3 protein-coding genes and 3 tRNA genes are annotated in these 2698 nt (G+C 46.8%); all 6 read left to right on the top strand.

Annotation, left to right across the window (positions count from 1 at the left end; all coding sequences use genetic code 11):
• Positions 1-575: biotin--[acetyl-CoA-carboxylase] ligase (locus E1189_RS02250; protein WP_155158443.1), on the top strand; the 575-nt coding region annotated here is incomplete at its 5' end.
• Positions 572-1324, top strand: coding sequence for a type III pantothenate kinase (locus tag E1189_RS02245; protein WP_155158442.1), 753 nt, complete (start codon positions 572-574; stop codon positions 1322-1324). The genes E1189_RS02250 and E1189_RS02245, both read left to right, overlap by 4 nt.
• Positions 1321-2025 carry an SPOR domain-containing protein gene (locus E1189_RS02240; RefSeq protein ID WP_155158441.1) on the top strand — a complete coding sequence of 235 codons (705 nt, stop codon included), beginning with the start codon at positions 1321-1323 and terminating at the stop codon, positions 2023-2025. Before E1189_RS02245 ends, E1189_RS02240 begins: the two co-directional genes overlap by 4 nt.
• Positions 2026-2201: 176 nt before the next feature.
• Positions 2202-2285 (top strand) — tRNA-Tyr (locus E1189_RS02235).
• An 84-nt stretch (positions 2286-2369) separates the two neighbouring features.
• Positions 2370-2443: transfer RNA gene (locus E1189_RS02230), tRNA-Gly, on the top strand.
• A gap of 14 nt (positions 2444-2457) precedes the next feature.
• A tRNA-Thr gene (locus E1189_RS02225) sits at positions 2458-2533 on the top strand.
• Positions 2534-2698 lie beyond the last annotated feature (165 nt).

Below are 2698 nucleotides of genomic sequence, written 5' to 3'. Positions count from 1 at the left end.
CTCTCTATTTTTCCATGCTGTGGAAGATTGAGAGTGGTCTAGGTGCAATGGAGGGGTTGAGTCTCGCCGTTGGTCTGACTGTGTTAAAAACCCTCGAGTCCTCAGGCGTTGGTGGTTTGACATTGAAGTGGCCAAATGATGTCTTGAAGGACGGGCGAAAGCTGGCCGGTGTTCTTTTGGAAATTAGTGGTGATCCAACAGGTTCCTGTGAAGTCATTATTGGTGTTGGGATAAATCTTGTTCTTGGTGCAGAATTGAGACGTAAAATTGATCAACCTGTGACGGATGTAAAAACTTGCGCTGGTAAGAATATAAGTAAGAACAAAATTGCAGGAAGATTGATTGCCAACCTGGCTGAGATGCTGGCAACATTTCAAGAATACGGCTTTACGCCCTATAAAGACCAATGGCAGGACTATGATGCATTTGCTGGACAACTTGTTTCATTGTTTATTGGCGAGAATGTGGTGACTGGTATCGCTGTTGGGGTCAATGATAGTGGAGCAGTAATTTTAAAAAATGATACTGGCATAACATCCTATGCAGGAGGAGAGATATCTCTTCGTAAGTTATGAATATTCTGGATATTGATGCTGGAAATACGCGCCTGAAGTGGCGTCTGCAAAGCAAGGGAAATACAAAAGCTTCCGGTGCCATTCAGAATGCTGCTATTAAGGTCATGGTGACCAGCCTGGTTGAAAGCCTGGATGGTATTCCTGTGCATTTCTCTCGAATGTCATCTGTGCGCTCCTCTGAAGTTATTGAGAACATCTGTGCAAAGATTAAAGATGCATTTGGAGTAACGCCTCGCTTGCCTGACCCAATCGCAGAAACACCAGGTCTTACGGTACGAAATGTTAACCCTCATCGGTTAGGGTGCGATCGATGGCTTGCTATGCTTGGGGCTCGTGCCTTGTACCCGGATCAGGCCGTTATGATTGTGGATAGCGGGACAGCTCTGACTCTGGATGTTGTTGGGGCAAATGGTATCTTTCAAGGTGGGCTGATTTGCCCAGGGCTAAACACCATGCTTAGATCAGTGACTGAGTCAACAGATCTCTTGGTGCTGCCTGATGTTCCGAAGTTTGAAAGGGGGCTCGCCTTTCCCAGTTTACAGGCCATACAGAATGGCAGTTTAAGTATGGCTGCAGCACTTATAGAGAAGGAAGTAGAGCGTTATTCTGGCTCAATAAGGCTGTTGCTTTGCGGCGGCGATGCCCGCCTGTTAGCTGAATGCTTAACGATACCGGTGGAGTATTATAAAGACCTGGTGCTTGACGGTTTGGCTGTTGCCATACCCGCAGGGGAAGAAAAAGAAGAATGAAGATGCGCTACCTGTTTGTGGCTCTACTTATTTGTAACATCGGATACTTTGGCTACCAGCTGCTGACTTCTGAGAAACCAGACTCCTCAATTGCGAGGGTGGTTACTCCTCAGATGAAGGGCGAAACCATAAAACTGTTATCTGAAGCTATCACTGAAGGAAGTGCCAAGCGTGTTGAGCGAGTCGTGGTAGGTGATGATTCTGTAAGAATGCAAACTGCACTGTGCACACAAATTGGTGCGTTTCGGGCAAGAGACACTGCAGCACAGGTTCATCAGCGATTGATGGCAGCGTCTATTGGAAGTGAAATTCGACAGTTTAAGGTGCCAACTGCTCCGGACTATTGGGTTTATATTCCCCCACTTTCAAATAGAAGTGCTGCATTGAGGAAGTTAAAAGAGCTGCAGGCTCACAAAGTTGATAGCTTCATTGTTACAGAGGGCGAACTGACAAATGGTATCTCCCTGGGGTTATTTACCCGGGAAGATCTAGCCATTCAATTAAGGGATCGCCATTTGGCTAATGGCTATAACGTCAAGATGAAAGAGATGGACCGTTACCGTTTTGAATACTGGGTAGAAATCAGAAAAGAAGACAGAGAGTTGTTAAGTCACGCTTTATGGTCTTCTATTCATGAAAGGTACGGGTTTGCCGAAAAGAGCGATAATTTGTGTGACAGTGGTGTTGCAAGCCAGGAATAGTTTCAATAAAATGCGCCTCGCGCTGATGAGGCAGTTGTCACAAACGATAGGTGGTTACTAAAGCTCCTCCTTAAGTAGTCTTGAGGAAATGTTGCTGACTGTCTAAGAGTTTGAAAAGTGAAGATGATCTTCGCTTGACATTAAAAAGCCTCGAGATAAAATGGCGGCGCAAATGAGGTGGGGTTCCCGAGCGGCCAAAGGGATCAGACTGTAAATCTGACGCGAAAGCTTCGCTGGTTCGAATCCAGCCCCCACCACCAACTTTCCAAGGCTCAAAGCGCTATAGTCTTGTAGAGCGGCCCAAATGAGCTTGCTTGCTGTTTTGCTCAAAGAAGGGTTTGAAAGCGGGTATAGTTCAACGGTAGAACCTCAGCCTTCCAAGCTGATGATGCGGGTTCGATTCCCGCTACCCGCTCCAATTGCTTAAATGCAGCTCTTATAGCTCAGTCGGTAGAGCGCATCCTTGGTAAGGATGAGGTCACCGGTTCAAATCCGGTTAAGAGCTCCAGAATTTAACGGGGTAGACGCAAAGCGTCTACCCTGTTTGCGTATGTGCGGTTTACACATAGGTCTGGAAGGCCGCGCAGATCTAGAAAGCCTCAAAGCGGAGAGCGTAATGGCTAAGGAAAAGTTTGAACGTACGAAGCCGCACGTAAACGTCGGCACCATCGGT

It is taken from the genome of Parendozoicomonas verongulae (genome assembly GCF_009711465.1).
In the GTDB taxonomy this organism is placed as follows: Bacteria; Pseudomonadota; Gammaproteobacteria; order Pseudomonadales; family Endozoicomonadaceae; genus Sansalvadorimonas; species Sansalvadorimonas verongulae.
The sequence above is the reverse complement of the archived record's forward strand: the minus strand, read 5'-3'. Positions and strand labels throughout refer to the sequence as shown.

Coding starts and splice junctions, on each gene's coding strand:
- E1189_RS02245 (WP_155158442.1), top strand. CDS start 572: ATGAATATTCTGGATATTGATGCTGGAAATACGCGCCTGAAGTGGCGT.
- E1189_RS02240 (WP_155158441.1), top strand. CDS start 1,321: ATGAAGATGCGCTACCTGTTTGTGGCTCTACTTATTTGTAACATCGGA.